Source organism: Mesorhizobium sp. B2-4-2, from assembly GCF_006442845.1.
Lineage (GTDB): Bacteria > Pseudomonadota > Alphaproteobacteria > Rhizobiales > Rhizobiaceae > Mesorhizobium.
The window spans coordinates 450,168-465,395 of the sequence record NZ_VFVM01000004.1; the positions used below are offsets into that span (position 1 = coordinate 450,168).

At 63.2% G+C, this 15,228-nt stretch carries 17 protein-coding genes; 10 read left to right on the plus strand and 7 right to left on the minus strand.

What is annotated here, in order from left to right; genetic code table 11:
* Positions 1 to 68 precede the first annotated feature (68 nt).
* Positions 69 to 905 carry a phenylalanine 4-monooxygenase gene (gene phhA, locus FJ942_RS12460; protein WP_140559072.1) on the plus strand — a complete coding sequence of 279 codons (837 nt, stop codon included), beginning with the start codon at positions 69 to 71 and terminating at the stop codon, positions 903 to 905.
* Positions 906 to 946: 41 nt separating this feature from the next.
* On the opposite strand, the gene FJ942_RS12465 is transcribed toward phhA, so the two are convergent.
* Complete coding sequence (locus FJ942_RS12465; protein WP_246674887.1) at positions 947 to 1,396, minus strand: Lrp/AsnC family transcriptional regulator; 450 nt, start codon at positions 1,394 to 1,396, stop codon at positions 947 to 949.
* Between the two features lie 485 nt (positions 1,397 to 1,881).
* Between FJ942_RS12465 and FJ942_RS12470 the strand changes: the two genes are divergently transcribed.
* From FJ942_RS12470 to FJ942_RS12480, 3 genes are all read left to right on the plus strand, one after another.
* Positions 1,882 to 2,646: a transporter substrate-binding domain-containing protein gene (locus FJ942_RS12470; protein WP_246679774.1), complete on the plus strand. Its 765-nt coding sequence runs from the start codon at positions 1,882 to 1,884 to the stop codon at positions 2,644 to 2,646.
* Positions 2,647 to 2,826: 180 nt separating this feature from the next.
* A complete protein-coding gene (locus FJ942_RS12475; RefSeq protein ID WP_140514308.1) occupies positions 2,827 to 4,131 on the plus strand; it encodes an FAD-binding oxidoreductase in 1,305 nt (434 codons plus the stop codon).
* Positions 4,128 to 5,102 (plus strand): amino acid ABC transporter permease, encoded by a 975-nt coding sequence (locus FJ942_RS12480; RefSeq protein WP_140514310.1) that lies wholly within the window; start codon positions 4,128 to 4,130, stop codon positions 5,100 to 5,102. The genes FJ942_RS12475 and FJ942_RS12480 overlap by 4 nt, the downstream gene beginning before the upstream one ends.
* A 133-nt stretch (positions 5,103 to 5,235) precedes the next feature.
* Here the strand turns inward: FJ942_RS12480 and FJ942_RS12485 are convergent, their stop codons facing one another.
* The 3 genes from FJ942_RS12485 to FJ942_RS12490 all read right to left on the minus strand — a co-directional run bounded on the left by FJ942_RS12485 (position 5,236) and on the right by FJ942_RS12490 (position 7,793).
* Positions 5,236 to 6,675 carry a GMC family oxidoreductase gene (locus FJ942_RS12485; protein ID WP_140563661.1) on the minus strand — a complete coding sequence of 480 codons (1,440 nt, stop codon included), beginning with the start codon at positions 6,673 to 6,675 and terminating at the stop codon, positions 5,236 to 5,238.
* Entirely contained in the window at positions 6,672 to 6,842 is a 171-nt protein-coding gene (locus tag FJ942_RS28495; protein WP_181165184.1) for a hypothetical protein, read from the minus strand. Before FJ942_RS28495 ends, FJ942_RS12485 begins: the two co-directional genes overlap by 4 nt.
* Before the next feature lie 189 nt (positions 6,843 to 7,031).
* Entirely contained in the window at positions 7,032 to 7,793 is a 762-nt protein-coding gene (locus FJ942_RS12490) for a GGDEF domain-containing protein (protein WP_140491457.1), read from the minus strand.
* Between the two features lie 160 nt (positions 7,794 to 7,953).
* On the opposite strand from FJ942_RS12490, the gene FJ942_RS12495 reads away from it, so the two are divergent.
* Positions 7,954 to 8,664 carry a pyrimidine 5'-nucleotidase gene (locus FJ942_RS12495; RefSeq protein ID WP_140491455.1) on the plus strand — a complete coding sequence of 237 codons (711 nt, stop codon included), beginning with the start codon at positions 7,954 to 7,956 and terminating at the stop codon, positions 8,662 to 8,664.
* Between the two features lie 148 nt (positions 8,665 to 8,812).
* On the opposite strand, the gene FJ942_RS12500 is transcribed toward FJ942_RS12495, so the two are convergent.
* Entirely contained in the window at positions 8,813 to 9,658 is an 846-nt protein-coding gene (locus tag FJ942_RS12500) for an LOG family protein (RefSeq protein ID WP_140491453.1), read from the minus strand.
* Positions 9,659 to 9,801: 143 nt separating this feature from the next.
* Between FJ942_RS12500 and dapD the strand changes: the two genes are divergently transcribed.
* The 3 genes from dapD (at position 9,802) to FJ942_RS12515 (ending at position 11,413) form a co-directional block, all read left to right on the plus strand.
* A complete protein-coding gene (gene dapD, locus FJ942_RS12505; protein ID WP_140762969.1) occupies positions 9,802 to 10,656 on the plus strand; it encodes a 2,3,4,5-tetrahydropyridine-2,6-dicarboxylate N-succinyltransferase in 855 nt (284 codons plus the stop codon).
* 72 nt (positions 10,657 to 10,728) lie between these two features.
* Positions 10,729 to 11,043, plus strand: coding sequence for a DUF805 domain-containing protein (locus FJ942_RS12510; RefSeq protein WP_140897847.1), 315 nt, complete (start codon positions 10,729 to 10,731; stop codon positions 11,041 to 11,043).
* A complete protein-coding gene (locus tag FJ942_RS12515; RefSeq protein WP_224646216.1) occupies positions 11,036 to 11,413 on the plus strand; it encodes a DUF805 domain-containing protein in 378 nt (125 codons plus the stop codon). Before FJ942_RS12510 ends, FJ942_RS12515 begins: the two co-directional genes overlap by 8 nt.
* 73 nt (positions 11,414 to 11,486) lie before the next feature.
* On the opposite strand, the gene FJ942_RS12520 is transcribed toward FJ942_RS12515, so the two are convergent.
* Positions 11,487 to 12,524, minus strand: a complete 1,038-nt coding sequence (locus FJ942_RS12520; protein WP_140762963.1) for a 2-dehydropantoate 2-reductase — start codon at positions 12,522 to 12,524, stop codon at positions 11,487 to 11,489.
* 129 nt (positions 12,525 to 12,653) lie between these two features.
* Here FJ942_RS12520 and dapE point away from each other — a divergent pair, with 129 nt between their 5' ends.
* Both dapE and FJ942_RS12530 read left to right on the plus strand, forming a co-directional pair.
* Complete coding sequence (dapE, locus tag FJ942_RS12525) at positions 12,654 to 13,847, plus strand: succinyl-diaminopimelate desuccinylase (protein ID WP_140559065.1); 1,194 nt, start codon at positions 12,654 to 12,656, stop codon at positions 13,845 to 13,847.
* Between the two features lie 5 nt (positions 13,848 to 13,852).
* A complete protein-coding gene (locus FJ942_RS12530; RefSeq protein WP_140514320.1) occupies positions 13,853 to 14,482 on the plus strand; it encodes a transporter in 630 nt (209 codons plus the stop codon).
* On the opposite strand, the gene truA is transcribed toward FJ942_RS12530, so the two are convergent.
* Entirely contained in the window at positions 14,470 to 15,219 is a 750-nt protein-coding gene (gene truA / locus FJ942_RS12535) for a tRNA pseudouridine(38-40) synthase TruA (protein WP_140524228.1), read from the minus strand. The two genes, FJ942_RS12530 and truA, sit on opposite strands and share 13 nt — an antisense overlap.
* Positions 15,220 to 15,228: the final 9 nt, after the last annotated feature.

Here is a 15,228-nt window from a genome sequence, read left to right on the forward strand (position 1 = left end):
CGATTTGCCTCCGCAAGTCCGGTTAACTTCGGGCACATCCGGAATTCAAGATTGGCGAGGAGAAAACCATGACGACAATGAGCGTTGCCGAATATGCCCGCGACTGCGCGGCTCAAGGGTTGCGCGGCGACTACTCGGTCTGCCGTGCCGATTTCACCGTGGCGCAAGGCTATGACTACAGCGCCGAGGAACAGGCGGTCTGGCGCACACTGTGCGACCGCCAGACGAAACTGACGCGCAAGCTCGCCCACCATTCCTATCTCGACGGCGTCGACAAGCTCGGCCTGCTCGACCGCATCCCGGACTTCGACGAAGTCAGTGCCAAGTTGCGTAAGCTGACTGGCTGGGAGATCGTCGCCGTGCCAGGGCTCATCCCGGCCGCGCCCTTCTTCGACCATCTCGCCAGCCGCCGTTTCCCCGTCACCAACTGGCTGCGGACGCAGCAGGAGCTCGACTACATCGTCGAACCCGACATGTTCCATGATTTCTTCGGCCATGTGCCGGTGCTGTCGCAGCCGGTCTTCGCCGACTTCATGCAGATGTATGGCCAGAAGGCCGGCGACATCATCGCGCTCGGCGGCGACGAAATGATCAGCCGGCTCTACTGGTACACGGCCGAATACGGCCTCATGCAGGAAAGTGGTCAGCCGCTGAAGGCCTTCGGCGCCGGTCTGATGTCATCCTTCACGGAGTTGCAGTTCGCGGTCGAAAGCAAGGATGCGCACCATGCGTCTTTCGACCTGGAAACGGTGATGCGCACGGGCTACGAAATCGACAAGTTCCAGCGCGTCTATTTCGTGCTGCCGTCCTTCGACGCGCTGCGCGACACATTCCAGACCGCCGATTTCGCGGCGATCGTCGCTCGCCGCATGGGCGAGCCCGCACTCGACCCGGCGACTGTGTAGCCGGATTTGGATGGGCAGGGGCGAGCGAAACCTCGCCCTTCCTACAGTGCGGCATAGATGTTGCGATTGAACTTCGTCTCCATCACCACATGCGATGCCGTTTTGACGATGCCGCTGATTTCATTCAGCGCATTCACTTCCCGGTTCAGCTTCTCGAGCGTCTCGGCCGCGACATGGATGATCAGGTCCCACTCGCCGGTTATGGCATAGACCGCCTGGATCGAAGGCATCGCCTTGATCTTCCTGGAGACGTCCGGGTAGCTCTTGTTGTTCAGGGCGGCGAAGGTGAAACAGTGGACGGAATTCTGAGCCGCCTCCTTGGTCAGCCGCACCGCGTAGCCTTCGATGACGCCGCCCGCCTCGAGCTTTTGTATGCGCTCCTGCAAGGCAGTCCGGGATACGCCGAGCTGTCGCGCCAGTGATGCGACCGGCTCACGCGCGTTCTTCTGCATCAGCGCGAGCAGCTGGCGATCTTTTTCGGTCAATTCCACAATCAATCCTCTCCTTCGATCCGCCCTGGAACCGTCAAATCGCTCGGCGCGATCCTATCGGCTGAACCACCGCCGCGACAATCCTCAGGAACCGCCGGTGCAGGCTGCGCAAGGCGTAAATATCTGGCATTTTGCCGCCTCGCGGCACGTAATGACTGCATGGCTGCCATTATCCGGCATTTCGCCGGGTGGAACCCTGCTTTTCGCGACCTGACTGTCAACTGTCACAAACGCCAGTCCACGAGGGGGAACAGCTTCGGCTGCGATGGACGCAAATCGACACCGAGCCGCGTTGGACTTGCATCCGCAAGCCGAACGCCACGGTACGCCGCGGAGACGTCGCGGACGAGGCCGATCGAAACAACCACTGGTGCCCGACGCAGGTACCGTCATTTCAGCTGCATCCATAAGGGAGGATAACTTTGAAAAAACTGCTCGATTTCGCCATTCTTGCCGTCGCGACATTCGCGATCACGACGGCGGCCATGGCCGGAGAAACTTTGGATCGCGTCACGTCGAAGAAGGCGATGGTCGTCGCCACCAACGCCGCCTGGCCGCCGCAAAGCTTTCTCGATGACAGCAACGAGCTCGCCGGCTTCGACATCGATGTCTCGCGCGAGATCGGCAAACGGCTGGGGGTCGAGGTCTCGTTCGAGACGCCCGACTGGGCGACGCTGACCGGCGGCCGCTGGCAAGGGCGCTACGACCTCGGCGTCGGCTCGGTCACGCCGACCAAGGCCCGTTCCAAGGTGATCGATTTTGTCGGCATCTATTACTACAGCCCCTATGTCTACGTCGTGCACAAGGACAGCACCGCGAAGTCGGTCGCCGATCTCAACGGCAAGGTGATCGGCGTCGAGACGGCCACCACCTCGGAGGATTTCATCCGCCGCAAGCTTGAGATCGACGCGCCCGGCCTGCCTCCCGTCGAATACAAGCTGGAGCCCGGCGAGATCCGCACCTTCGCCGATTCCATGCTTCCCTTCGATGACCTGCGGCTTGGCGACGGCGTTCGCCTGAATGCCGTGATCGCTCCGGAGCAGACGGCGCAGAACGCCATCAAGAACGGCTATCCCGTGAAGATCCTCGAAGGGGAATATGCCTTCCGGGAACCGCTCGTCGTCATTGCCGAGAAGAACGATCCCGAGTGGACCGCAAAGGTTTCGGGCATCATCGCCGAGCTGAAGAAGGACGGCACGCTCGCCGCGCTGACCACGAAATGGTACGGCAAGGACTACAGCGCCAAATGACGTTGGATTGCCCGCCGGCCGCCGCTCGGCGACCGGCGGGCATCACGCGTCAGATGCCGGAGCGGTGCAGCGTTTGAAACAATCGCCACCCCTCTCTAACCTTTGTTCTTGCGCAATTCTCCAGGGAAAAGCGCTACGCGCTTTTCCTGACTCTGAGCGGGATGCAGTTGAAAGTCGCCGATGGCCTATCCGGACACCTATTACGCCCGCACCATGATCGACCGGAAGATCAGGCCCCCGCTCCGCGGCGAGGCGCACTGTGACGTGGCCGTCGTCGGCGGGGGACTGGCCGGCCTGACCACGGCGCTGCAGCTGTCGCGTTCCGGGCTGCGCGTCGCCGTGCTGGAGGCCCAGGTCGTCGGTTTCGGCGCCTCCGGCCGCAATGGCGGCTTCGTCACGCCTGGCTTCGCCACCGGCGGCGACACCATTGCCGCACGCGTCGGCAAGGAGGCCGCGCGGCAACTGCACCGGCTGTCGATCGAGGGCGTCGAGTTCGTGCGTCATACCATCGAGGCTCTCGACATATCGGCCGCCATGCCGCGCGAGGGGCTGGTCAGCGTCCTGCGCTACGACGATGGCGACGCGCTCAAGGCCTATGCCGACCAGACGGCGCGCGACCACGGATACGAGCTTCAATATCTGCGCAGAGAAGACGTCCGTTCGGTGCTTAAATCGGCTCGCTACTATCAGGGCCTGCGCGACCCGAAAGCCTTTCACATCCATCCGCTTAATTATCTGCGTTCCGTGGCCGATGAGATCGAGCGGCTTGGCGGCAGCATCCATGAGAGCTCCGAAGTCGTGCAATGTGATCTGTCGGGGCCGCAAAAGATGCTGCGCACGCGAGAGGGCACGCTTCGGGCAACTCGCGTCGTGCTGGCTACCGGCGGCTACACCGGCCCGGTATTCACCCAGCTCCACCGCGCCTTCCTGCCCATCGCGACCTATGTGATGGTTTCCGAGCCGGCGCCGCGCCTGATCGCGCAAGCCGTTGCGACCACGGACGCGGTCGGCGACAACCGGCGGGCCGGCGACTACTATCGGCTGGTCGATGGCGGCAATCGCCTTTTGTGGGGCGGGCGCATCACCACGCGCGCCGCTTCCGCCTACGCGCTGGCGCGCGAGTTGCGCCGCGAGATGATCGGTACCTATCCGCAGCTTGCGGACCTCAAGACCGAACTGGCCTGGTCCGGATTGATGTCCTATGCCCGTCACCTGATGCCCCAGATCGGCGAATTGCAGCCGGGCGTCTGGTATTGCACGGCTTTCGGCGGCCATGGTCTCAACACCACGGCCATCGCCGGAAAAGTCGTTGCGGAAGGCATTCTGGGCGTTTCGGACCGGTACCGGCAGTTCGCGCCATTCGGATTGAGCTGGGCCGGCGGCGCCGCCGGCCTGGCGGCCGCGCAGCTCACCTACTGGAAATTGCAGGCGCAGGACTGGTGGCGAGAACGTCATGCCGCCACGAAAGACAAGGTGACGGCATGATCGGCAGGCTGATGCTCTTCTATCCGGGGATCACCCGCCGCGCAGCGGCGGCGCTCGTGCTGGCGCTGTTGGCCGCCGGCCTTTACGCGATGGGCATCAAGTCAAGCTGGATCGGCTCGGTGATTCCAGTTGCATCCGGCTGGCTGCAGGCCAACCCTGCCCTGTCGCGCGCGCTTTCCGCAGTGCTGATCGCGCTCGTTGTGCTGGTGAATTGCAAGCTGCTGCTGCTTTTGCCCCGACGGCAGCAGATCGTCGGCGTCTGGATCGAACTGTTCGTGCTCCTGATGCTGTTCTTCTATTCCTTCGACCTGTCGCTTGCCTTCATCGCCAGGAAGATCGGCTTCCTGATCACCCAGGGCGTCACCACCACGCTCTACATTTCGGCGATCTCGATCCTGATCGCGACAGCCATCGCACTTGTCGGCGCGATCGCCAAACTGACCGGAAACGGCATTGTGTACGGGCTGGCCACTTTCTACACCTCGTTGTTCCGCGGCCTTCCTTTGCTGATGCAGATCTACATCATCTATCTCGGCCTGCCGCAGGTCGGTTACGTGATCGGCGCGGTGCCGGCCGGCATTCTGGCGTTGTCGCTGTGTTATGGCGCCTACATGACCGAGATCTTCCGCGCCGGCATCGAAAGCATTCCGCGCGGACAGAGCGAAGGCGCCACCGCGCTTGGACTGAGTCCCGGCCAGACCATGGCGCTGGTCATCCTGCCGCAGGCCATGCGCGTCATCATCCCGCCGACCGGCAACCAGTTCATCGCCATGCTGAAGGACTCGTCCCTGGTGTCGGTCGTCGGCGTCTGGGAGATCATGTATCTCGCCCGCACCATGGGCCAGACGGAGTTCCGCCATATCGAGATGTTGATCACCGCCTCGATGATCTACTGGATCCTGTCGATCACGCTGGAGTTCGGCCAGGCCTATCTCGAACGGCGTTTTGGCCGGTCGGAGCGGCGGGCGTAGGACAATTCCAGGAAAGCTGCGTCGCCGCCGTGCCGGTGCGCATCTCCACGGCTTTTAAGCCGCTCCGGCGGCCGCGCCATTATGTGACGCGGCTTTGCCGGGATGAGATGATTTAGTGGGGACTGCGGAACCCTCAGGCGGCGACCACCTTGCCGAGATGCTCGCCGAGCCGGCAGGCCAACGCCGTGATCGTCGTCGTCGGGTTGCATTGGCCCGAGGTGCAGAACACCGAGGAGCCGCCGACATAGAGATTGTCCATGCCGTGCACCTTGCAATTGGCATCCACGACGCTCGTGGCGACATCGGTGCCCATGCGCGTGCCTCCCATGTGGTGGTGGCCGGCCGTCTCCTCGTCCGTCGGGTAGTCGCCGCCGTTCGAAATCCAGTCGGCTATACGCACCCGGCCCAGATTCTTCTGGGCTAGCGTCGTCCCGAAAAGCCTCAGCCCTTCGAGCAGCGTGCGGCGTTCCAGGTCCGATTTCTTCCAGTGCAGCTCGATGCGCGGCACGCCGGCGTGGTCGACCACGGTCTTCGACAGCTCGACCCGGTTCGAGGCCAGCGGCGCCTGCTCCCAGGCTACATAGAGTTGGGCCGCGCAGCGCAGGTTCTGGTTGAGCCTGCCCGATAGCCACTCCGCCATGTTGGGCGCCGTACAGGCGAGATCCGCGATCAGGTCCTTGACGCCGGGATAGGGCGTCTCGATCAGCCTGATGCCGAAATTCATGATCCGCAGCCGCTCCATCGCGGCCGGCATCGGCGAGAAGAAGGCCTCGTTCACCGCATCGACCTCGAATGCGCCATAGTCGGCCAGGATGGCGTTGCCGCCCTGGAAGGTCGGGTGTTCCATCCAGTAGCGGCCAAGTGCCGTCGCGTTCGGCACGACGCCGCCATTGAAGCGCTGGTTCGACCACAAAAGCAGCCGCGAATTCTCCAGCCCGCCGGTACAAACGATGAAATAGTCGGCGCTGAAGAAGCCGGCATCCTGCCCCTGCGACCACAGCCTGGCGCCCGTCACGCGTCTGCCGTCGCCGGCAAGCTCGGTGGCACAAGTGTTGAGCACGACAGCGATGTTCCTGCTCTTGTCGAGCTCGTCGGCGTATTTTTCAGCGAAGCGCACGGCACCGCTCTTGATCAGCTGCACCCAGCGGATGTCGTCCGAGACCGGCGCGTCCGGCCGGAAATCCGGCAGTTCCAGGATGTCGCGCACTTCGCCCAGATACGGTTCGATGTCGCTGCGCCGGATCGGCCAGCCCGTGTCCGGCACCCACGCCTTCGGCTCGAAATCCTGTTTGTCGAGCACGCGGCACCAGCCGGCCCAGTGGTTCGAGCTGCCGCCCATGAACCGCAGCCGGGTGATATCGAGATCGAAATAGAAATCGCCGACTGTGGTGCCGCGGTAGAAATCCTGCGAGGTGTCGCTGAACTCCCTGCCGCCGGCCTCCAGCACCACGACCGGTATGCCGGCGGCACCGAGCTTTCTGGCGATCGTGGTGCCGGCCGGGCCGGAGCCGAGAACGCAGACCCTAGGCGTGAAATTCGCGGCGCGAAACGCCTCATAACTGTCGAAGATCATGCCAGGTCGCTCCGCTTCAGGATCCAGCCATTGACCTCGACGATCTCATCGGGGGCGGCTTCGGAAGAACCCGCATCGGGCAATTTGCGGAACAGCGACAGGGCAGGCACCGCGATCAACGTCTGCATGATCATTCGGCGCGATATCTTCTTGATAAGGAAACTCATGACAGGTCTCTCGACGGGGTCTCTATCTAGGCATGTTCCCTGAACATCCAGGCATGGTCCCTGAACGGCACATGCTTCATCATCGAAGCCAGAAGCGTGCCAAAACTGGTTGCAAGCCGGAACAATGCGCAGCCGAGTGCAAACAGGGTTAGAGACTCCTTAACAGGCCGATGTGCTGGATCGGCCCGTTCAGGCCGCCTCGGAGATGTCGGTGTCGAGGATCACCAGGTTGCGTCCCCGATGTTTGGCCTGGTAGAGGCGCCGGTCGGCGGCCCGCATCAGCTCCGACACGCTGGCGCTTTCGTCGCAGAGGGTTCCGCCGATGCTGACGGTCAGCGGAATGGTCCGCTCGTCCACGGGCCGGAAGCGGATCAGCTCGACTTCGCGGCGGATGTGCTCGGCGACGCGCTTGGCTTCCCGTTCCGTGGCTCCGACCAGCAATGCGCCGAACTCCTCGCCGCCGATGCGGCCGAGGACGTCGCCGTCGCGCACCCCGCGCTTGATCGCGCTGGCGATCAGGAGCAGCGCGTCGTCGCCGGTCAGATGGCCGAAGCTGTCATTGATCATCTTGAAATGGTCGGCATCGATGATCAGCAAGGCGCCGCGATCGGGCTTGTGCCGGGAGCCGTTGAGCACGGCAAAGAAGCTTTCCCGGTTGAGCATGCCCGTCATGTCGTCGCGGCTGGCCTTTTCCGCCAGCCGGCGATGCGCTGCGGCAAGCTGGGCGTGCGTGCGGGCAAGGTCGCGATGCGCCGACTTCAGCCTGTCGCTGTGCCAGAACGTGCTTGCGCAGGCCGCCCATGCAAGAACCAGCGGACACAATGTCGAGGTCAGCCAGATCATGCGGTTGACCGGGAATCCCATGGCGGGGACGATGATCAGGGTCAGAAGGAGCGAAACCGCGACGGAGACGAAAGCAATGGTGGCGGACTTCAGAATTATACTGCTCATCGCTGGCTCCCACTGGACCGCCTCTGTGCCAGCAAGCCCTGAAGGCCACCTTTCCAGGATGCCTAAAATTTGAACGGTGAGACTGTTCTGCCACTTTCGGCGCGTAGAAGTTGTGGATAAAGCCCCTTCAAGATCGTCCGTTTCGTGCCATAAGGGGCGCATGGCTACACACCCCGACCCCGCTCGCTTCGCCCATGTCACCGACTGGGTGTTCGACCTGGACAACACGCTCTATCCGCATCATTCGAATCTGTTCTCGCAGATCGACGTCAAGATGACCGCCTATGTCGGGGAACTGCTGTCGCTGCCGCGCGAGGACGCGCGCAAGCTGCAAAAGGAACTTTATCGGGAATATGGCACGACACTGAACGGGCTGATGACGCGCCATGGCATAGACCCCGACGATTTCCTCGAGAAGGTCCACGACATCGACTATTCCTGGCTGGTGCCGGATCCCGTCCTCGGCACCGCCATTCGCCAGCTTCCCGGCCGCAAGTTCATCTTCACCAACGGCGACCGCAGGCATGCCGAGCGCACTGCGCGCCAGCTTGGCATCCTTGATCATTTCGACGACATCTTCGATATCGTCGCCGCCGGGCTCAACCCCAAGCCGGCGCGCCAGACCTACGAGAAATTCGCCGAACTTCACGCCGTCACCGGCCACAATGCGGTGATGTTCGAGGATCTCGCGCGCAACCTGTCCGTGCCGAAGTCACTGGGCATGACGACGGTCCTGGTGGTGCCGCGCAATTTCGAGCCGACATTCTCCGAAATCTGGGAGCGCGATCCGGCGCAGGAAGATGATGTCGACTTCGTCACCGACGATTTGGCCGGGTTTCTGACGGAGATAGTTGTGGGGATAAGACAGTAGTGAGTAGTGAGTAGTGAGTAATGGAAATTGATCGGCGAGTAGAGGCTGCAAGCGGCTTATTCTCTCACTCACTACTCACTACTCACTACTCACTACTCACTACTCACTACTCACTACTCACTACTCACTACTCACTACTCACTACTCATTATTCCCCTAACTTATAGAACCGGCTGACGATGCCCCAGGCCTCGTCGGCGGTGTCGACGAAATCGATGATGTCCTGGTCGCCGGGACTGATCGTGCCTTGCTCGGCGAGGAAGTCGAGATCGATCGCCCGTTTCCAGAAGGATTTGCCGAACAGGATCACCGGCACGCGCTCCATGCGCCCGGTCTGGATCAGCGTCAGCGTCTCGAAGAATTCGTCCATCGTGCCGAAGCCGCCGGGAAACACCGCGACGGCCTTCGCGCGCATGACGAAATGCATCTTGCGGATGGCGAAATAGTGGAAGTTGAAACAGAGTTCCGGCGTCACATAGGCATTGGGCGCCTGCTCGTGCGGCAGAACGATGTTAAGGCCGATAGAGGGCGCGCCGACATCGTCGGCGCCGCGATTGCCCGCTTCCATCACGCCGGGCCCGCCGCCGGTCACCACGACATATTCGCGGTAGTATGAACTGGCCGATTGCTGCGAGCAGAGGCGGGCGAATTTGCGCGCCTCCTCGTAATATTTGCTGTTTTCCTCGAGGTTCTTCTTCTGCGTCTCGTTTTTGGCCGCCCAGGCCTCGCCGCCGGGTTCAGGCAGCCGCGCGCCCCCGAACAGGACCACGGTCGAGCGGATACCGCGCTCGGCCAGGATCATCTCCGGCTTCAGGAGTTCGAGCTGCAGCCTGACCGCGCGCAGTTCGCGCCGCGTCATGAAGTCGGGATCGTTCCACGCCAGGCGGTAGGTCTCGGCGCGCGTCTGCGGCGTGTCCGGCACGCTCCTGGCCCGCTCCAGATCCTCGTCCGAATGCGGCAGCGGCGTCCAGCCCGCCTTTTCCATGGGTGTCATGTCAGGTCCGTCCATTTCATTCACTTGCGCCGTCCCATGGCGCAGTCGCGATTGACCCCTACTCTGCCTTCACATAGGGTCCGCGCGATTTTCAAAACAGGTTAAGGCTCAGCCCCTTAACAGCCTGGTAATGGAGCGAATTCATGTCGAAGCCGGATCTGGCGAGCCTCGAAAAGACCATCGACAAGGCCTTCGAGGAACGTGACGCGATTTCGACGGCGACCAGAGGCGAGACACGCGACGCCATCCAGTCGGCGCTCGATCTGCTCGACCGCGGCACCGCCCGCGTTGCCGAGCGCCAGGCCGATGGCCAGTGGCATGTCAACCAATGGCTGAAGAAAGCCGTCCTTTTGTCCTTCCGGCTGAACCCGATGGAGATCATCAAGGGCGGTCCCGGCCAGGCCGTGTGGTGGGACAAGGTGCCGTCGAAGTTCGACGGCTGGAGCGCCGTCGATTTCGAGAAGGCCGGTTTCCGCGCCGTGCCGTCGTCGATCGTGCGCCGCTCGGCCTATGTCGCGCCGGGCGCCGTGCTGATGCCGTCCTTCGTCAATGTCGGCGCCTATGTCGATTCGGGCACCATGGTCGATACCTGGGCTTCGGTGGGCTCCTGCGCCCAGATCGGCAAGAATGTGCACCTGTCGGGCGGCGTCGGCATCGGCGGCGTGCTGGAGCCGATGCAGGCCGGTCCCACCATCATCGAGGACAATTGCTTCATCGGCGCGCGCTCGGAAGTGGTCGAAGGCTGCATCGTGCGCGAGGGCTCTGTGCTCGGCATGGGCGTCTTCATTGGCCAGTCGACCAAGATCGTCGACCGCGCCACCGGCGAGATTTTCTACGGCGAAGTGCCGCCGAATTCCGTCGTCGTAGCCGGTTCGCTGCCTGGCAAGCCGTTTCTGAACAATGAGCCGGGTCCAAGTCTCTATTGCGCGGTCATCGTCAAGCGGGTCGATGCCAGGACCCGGTCCAAAACGTCGATCAACGAATTGCTGCGCGATTGATCTTTTTGGAAAGCGGGCGCACCTTCCGCCGGCGCGACGATCGGTCGCGCCGGTTCAACATGGAGGGGTGACATGGACTGGAAGTATCTGCTGACGAGCTTCGACAGCCGCATCAATCGCGCCAAGTTCTGGGCCGGCATCGGTATATTCATCGTCATCGGTATTGTTGTCTTCATTCTCGATGCGATTCTCGGCGCGCGCTTCACGACCGCAGGCGGCGGCAGGATCGGCATGCTCGTCGCGCTGGCGTCGATCTATTTCGCGATTGCTCTCTATGCAAAACGCTGGCACGACCGCGACAAGTCGGGCTGGTGGACGCTGATCGGTCTCGGCGTTCTCGAAGGCGCCCAGGGTGTCAATCAATATGGACGGGACCCGCTTGCCTGACAGATCCAACCTTACTTGGCTTTTCTTCAAGACATCGGGCCGCGTCAGCCGCGCGGCCTATTTTCTTGGTGGGCTGCTCGTGGCCATCATCCAGGCCTTCCCGCTCTATCGTTTCACGCTGGTGCCGGAAGGCTCGCCCGAGAGCAACATGTGGTCGTTCGTCTTCTTCATCGCCTTCATCGCCTCGCTGTGGTCGAACATCGCACTGGCGGTGAAGCGGCTGCACGACCTCGACAAGCCCGGCATCGCGGCGTTGATCCTGTTCGTGCCGGTCGTCTCGATCGTCGCCTTCGTCGTGCTTTGCCTGTTTCCGGGCAAGCCCGGACCCAACCGCTATGGCAAGCGCACCAATGCACCGGCCGAACCCTGAGCGCCCATCATCGCGATACGCTACTGACGGTATGCATGAAAATGAAGGCCTGATCCGCGTCGCCTGAATTCATTCAGACGCGACGCGCTTCAGGCGCGGCGACCTGATCCGCGCTGAAACCGGGCGATCCGCGGCCGGCCGCTTCCGCTTCACGCACCAGGGCGATGATTCGTCGGACCGTTGGCGCCGGCGTGCCCGCTTCTTGCGCCAGGCGAAGAACGGCGCCTTGCAAATCGCCGATCTCCGTCGGCCGGCCGCGCTGCAGATCGTCCCACATGGAGGAACGCGCCTCCGGGTCGATGGCCAGCATCCGCCGCGCCAGCAGCCTGAACAGCCAATCGGGGAGGCGGAGCACTATCGGAAACAGCGCCGGCCGCAAGCCGGCGATCCGCGCCGGCTCGATGCCCAACGCCTTCATCGCCTGGAGCGCCTCGTCGATCTGTCTTGCCAGGATCAGCCGCCAGCGCCGGTCGGCAAGCTCGCTCGCCAGCGGCAGGCCCGAAAGCGCCACCAGCGCATTGTTCAAATTCATCAAAAGCTTGCCCCACAGCACGGCTTTCATGTCGGCATGGGCTTCAACCCGGAGCCCTTCGACGCCGAGAAGGCTGATCAGACCGGCATCGCTGTCCTCGATCATGACCTTGCCGTCGCTGGCGCGGTGGACACGAAGCGGCAATTCGCCGTCGGCCGATTGCACGACATTGAACGGCACCATGCCGGCCAGCACTGGTCGCCCGCCGACACCGGCGCGCAGCCTGTCGGCATTGTCGATGCCGTTCTGCAGGCTCACCACCACGGCGTCCGGCGGGGCGTGGGCGGCGATGAGCGCAGCCATTTCCCGCGTCGCGCCGCTCTTGACGGTGACCAGGATCACGTCCGCCTGCGGCAAGGCGGCGGCTGGATCCGTGGTGACGGCAAGCGCTTGCCGCTCGAGGCCCCGGTCGCGGCCCTCAAGGTCGCTGACCCGCAATCCGCCTTGCCGCAGAGCCGCCTCGATGCGCGGCCGGGCAAGCAGAATCACCTGGCGCCCGGCGAGCGCCAGGCAGCCGCCGGCATAGCAGCCGATGCTGCCGGCGCCGGCAATGACGATTCTCTTGTCCCCGTTTGCCATCCAGTCGCTCCGCACCGGGCCCACGACTATACGACATGAAAACCATAATGTCGGCGGTATCGCCGGTCATAGGACTGGCCCCTACGTCTGGCCGTGACAGGCCTTCAGCTTTCGACTATCGCTTTTGCCATGACGCTGCCGACCGATCCCGCCGCAAACCTCGCCGCCCTCATCCGTTGCGCCTCCGTGACGCCGGCCGAAGGCGGTGCGCTGACCGCGTTGCAGACGATGCTGGAACCGCTCGGCTTCCTCGTCGATCGCCCGATTTTTTCGGAAGACGGCACGCCCGATATCGAAAACCTTTATGCCAGGCGCTCAGGCAATGGCCCGCATCTGATGTTCGCCGGACACACCGACGTGGTGCCGGTCGGCGACGAAGCCGCCTGGACGCATCCGCCCTTCGGCGCCGAGATCGCCAATGGCGAGATGTATGGCCGGGGTGCGGTCGACATGAAGGGCGGCATCGCCTGTTTCATCGCCGCGATAGCGCGCCATGTCGAGACGAATGGCGGCCCGAAGGGCTCGGTCTCGCTGCTGATCACCGGCGACGAGGAAGGCCCGGCCATCAACGGTACCACGAAGCTGCTCGAATGGGCGGCTTCCAGGGGCGAGAAATGGGATGCATCGATCGTCGGCGAGCCGACCAACCCGGCTGCGCTCGGCGACATGATAAAAATCGGCCGGCGCGGCTCGCTGTCGGGCGACGTCATCGTCAATGGCCGCCAGGGCCATGTCGCTTATCCCTTGCTTGCCGACAATCCGGTACGCGGGCTGATGAGCCTGGTCGATGCTTTGCTGCATCCCGTCTTCGATGAGGGCACGAAGGATTTCCAGCCGACCAATCTGGAGGTGACATCCATCGACGTAGGCAACCCGGCCACCAACGTCATTCCAGCCAAGGCGACCGCCACCTTCAACATCCGCTTCAATGACAGCTGGACCGCCGAGACCATACAGGCCGAAATCCACAACCGTCTCGACCAGGCGGCGGGCCGCAGGAAATATCGGCCCGGCAAGGAGATGCCGGTCGACTACGAACTCGTCTGGCGCGACCGGCCGAGCCATGTCTTCCTGACCCGCGACGACAGGCTGATCGAGACGTTGAGCGGCTCGGTCAAGGCGGTGGTCGGCAGAGAACCGGCGCTATCCACCTCCGGCGGCACCTCGGATGCGCGCTTCATCAAGGACTATTGCCCGGTTGTCGAATTCGGCCTGGTCGGCAAGACCATGCACATGGTCGACGAGCGCGTCGCCCTTGCCGATCTCGAGACGCTGACGCAAATCTATCAGCGCTTCATCGAAGACTGGTTCGGACAGGACTGAGCAGCATGCTTTCGGCGGACGAGACCCAAGTTTCGCTGACCGGCGCCTGGCGACTGATGCTCGGCAGGGCCGATGGCCTGCGTCTGCTCGACCTGTCTGCCGATGGTTTCTGGAATTCCTTTTTCGCCATCGTCGTCGCGGCGCCGGCATTGATCGTCGGCTGGGTCGGCATCGCCAACGAGATCGGCGATCCCGATGCCTTCGCGGGCCGCTTCAGCATGCTGTTGCGGCTGGCGACAGTCGATATCGGTTCCTGGGTGCTGCCTCTGGTCGCACTCGCTCTGGTCGCGCCGCGCGCCGGCATCGGCGGCCGCTTCGTGCACTATGTCGTGGCCTCGAACTGGGCTTCTGCCATCACCGCCTGGCTGATGCTGCCGTCCGCGCTGATCAGGCTTTTCCTGACCTCGGCGAGCCAGATCTCCAGCCTTGTGTCGCTGCTGTTGTTCGCGCTGTCGATGGTGCTGACCTGGCGCATGACCAACGCGACCATCGGCAGGGGGGCCGCAATCGGGACCGCTGTCTTCGTTGGCATGTTCATCGCTTCGCTGATCGTGCTGTTCGGGCTGCAGGCGCTGCTTGGCATCACGGTTCCGGACACCGGAGCTCAGAGCCTTTCGGGACTCTATCCGGGATAATCGACGCCGATCAGAAAAAGCCCGTCGGGCGGCGCCACCTGGCCGCAGGCGGCGCGGTCGTGCGCCTCGAGCGCCGCCTTGAGATCGCCGGCCGTCCATGCGCCTTCGCCGACGCGCTTGAGCGAGCCGACCATCGAGCGCACCTGGTTGTGCAGGAAGGAACGCGCCGAGGCTCTGACTTCGATCATGTCGCCCGAACGGCTGACGTCAAGACGGTCGAGCGTGCGCACCGGGCTCTCGGCCTGGCATTGCGTGGAACGGAAGGTGGTGAAATCATGCCGCCCGAGCAGCACTTTGGCTGCTTCGTGCATGGCAGCGGCGTCAAGCTGCTTCGGCACCCACCATACCTTGCCCTTTTCCAGCGCCGAGGGCGCGCGCCGGTTGAGGATGCGGTAGAGATAGTGACGGCCGATAGCCGAGAAGCGGGCATCGAAGCCGTCGACGACGGTCGTTGCTTTCAAGATCGCGATGCGGTTGCCGGCGGCCTGCAGATGCGCGTTGACGGCGTCGCGCACCTTGTCGTCCGGCCAGGCCTTGGCCAGGTCGACATGCGCCACCTGGGCCGTCGCATGCACGCCCGCATCGGTACGGCCGGCAGCGCGCAAGCGGACCTGCTGGCCGCAGAATTTTTCGATCGCCTGCTCGATCGCCTGCTGCACCGAAGGCTGGTCCGCCTGGTGCTGCCAGCCGGCAAACAGGCTGCCGTCATATTCGATGTCGAGGCGAAAACGCGGCATGTCGGGCGG

What these genes read in the sequence shown, in the direction of transcription:
- phhA (WP_140559072.1), top strand. Translation starts at nt 69, where the DNA reads ATGACGACAATGAGCGTTGCCGAATATGCCCGCGACTGCGCGGCTCAA.
- FJ942_RS12470 (WP_246679774.1), top strand. Translation starts at nt 1,882, where the DNA reads ATGGCCGGAGAAACTTTGGATCGCGTCACGTCGAAGAAGGCGATGGTC.
- FJ942_RS12475 (WP_140514308.1), top strand. Translation starts at nt 2,827, where the DNA reads ATGGCCTATCCGGACACCTATTACGCCCGCACCATGATCGACCGGAAG.
- FJ942_RS12480 (WP_140514310.1), top strand. Translation starts at nt 4,128, where the DNA reads ATGATCGGCAGGCTGATGCTCTTCTATCCGGGGATCACCCGCCGCGCA.
- FJ942_RS12485 (WP_140563661.1), bottom strand. Translation starts at nt 6,675, where the DNA reads ATGATCTTCGACAGTTATGAGGCGTTTCGCGCCGCGAATTTCACGCCT.
- FJ942_RS28495 (WP_181165184.1), bottom strand. Translation starts at nt 6,842, where the DNA reads ATGAGTTTCCTTATCAAGAAGATATCGCGCCGAATGATCATGCAGACG.
- FJ942_RS12490 (WP_140491457.1), bottom strand. Translation starts at nt 7,793, where the DNA reads ATGAGCAGTATAATTCTGAAGTCCGCCACCATTGCTTTCGTCTCCGTC.
- FJ942_RS12495 (WP_140491455.1), top strand. Translation starts at nt 7,954, where the DNA reads ATGGCTACACACCCCGACCCCGCTCGCTTCGCCCATGTCACCGACTGG.
- FJ942_RS12500 (WP_140491453.1), bottom strand. Translation starts at nt 9,658, where the DNA reads ATGACACCCATGGAAAAGGCGGGCTGGACGCCGCTGCCGCATTCGGAC.
- dapD (WP_140762969.1), top strand. Translation starts at nt 9,802, where the DNA reads ATGTCGAAGCCGGATCTGGCGAGCCTCGAAAAGACCATCGACAAGGCC.
- FJ942_RS12510 (WP_140897847.1), top strand. Translation starts at nt 10,729, where the DNA reads ATGGACTGGAAGTATCTGCTGACGAGCTTCGACAGCCGCATCAATCGC.
- FJ942_RS12520 (WP_140762963.1), bottom strand. Translation starts at nt 12,524, where the DNA reads ATGGCAAACGGGGACAAGAGAATCGTCATTGCCGGCGCCGGCAGCATC.
- dapE (WP_140559065.1), top strand. Translation starts at nt 12,654, where the DNA reads ATGACGCTGCCGACCGATCCCGCCGCAAACCTCGCCGCCCTCATCCGT.
- FJ942_RS12530 (WP_140514320.1), top strand. Translation starts at nt 13,853, where the DNA reads ATGCTTTCGGCGGACGAGACCCAAGTTTCGCTGACCGGCGCCTGGCGA.
- truA (WP_140524228.1), bottom strand. Translation starts at nt 15,219, where the DNA reads ATGCCGCGTTTTCGCCTCGACATCGAATATGACGGCAGCCTGTTTGCC.